At 39.0% G+C, this 899-nt stretch carries 1 protein-coding gene; it reads left to right on the top strand.

Going from position 1 to position 899, the window contains the following annotated elements:
- Positions 1-899 (top strand): ArsA-related P-loop ATPase (locus HCH28_RS24765; RefSeq protein ID WP_221683489.1); only part of this gene is annotated, 899 nt, incomplete at both ends.

Raw genomic sequence — 899 nt, 5'->3', positions numbered from 1 at the left:
GTTGAACGTTTAAAGAATGCTAATCAAACAACGTTAATGTTAGTGACACGCCCAGAAGAAAATCCTTTAAAGGAAGCAGCACGTGCTTCTCGCGAATTGTTTGAAATAGGTATTCAAAATCAGACCCTACTAATTAATGGATATATGAGCAATGCAAATTCTACAGATGATATCGAAGAGGCTTTCATTGCACGTCAAGCTGATGCAATAGCAAGAATTCCTGAAGAACTAAATCAATTTGAGCAATTCTACTTACCTTTTGTACCGTACTCTTTATCAAGTATTGAGCGTATGCAAGCATGGATGACTGACCAAGAAGTTATACATGAAGATGGATCAAATGAAGTAACTAAGATTCCTGGGATAGAAGAAATGATTGCAGATTATTTAGAGCGTAAGCCGAAACTCATTTTTACGATGGGTAAAGGTGGGGTTGGAAAAACAACGGTGGCTTCTTATATTGCATTACGATTAGCGGAAGAGGGTACTCATGTACATTTAACTACAACAGATCCTGCCGCACACCTCAATTGGACATTCGGTGATGATAACGTTAAAAATTTAACGATCAGTCGTATCGATCCAAAAGCAGAAGTGGCAAACTATGAAGCAGAAGTGCTTGCTAAGGCAAGTGAAACGATGAATGAGGAAGGTTTAGCATTTGTGAAAGAGGATTTAGCTTCTCCTTGTACAGAGGAAATAGCTGTATTCAGAGCATTTGCTAACGTTGTAGAAAATCATCAAGATGAAGTCATTATTATTGATACTGCACCAACAGGGCATACGTTGCTTTTACTGGACGCAACAGAAGCTTATCATCTCGAAATAAGCCGTTCACAAGGGGATATTCCTCCAGCTGTTTCTAACCTGTTACCAAGGTTGCGTGATGCGTCTTATAC

Source organism: Lysinibacillus sp. K60 (genome assembly GCF_019731275.1).
Lineage (GTDB): Bacteria > Bacillota > Bacilli > Bacillales_A > Planococcaceae > Lysinibacillus > Lysinibacillus capsici.
This window is presented reverse-complemented; position numbering and strand designations above follow the sequence as displayed.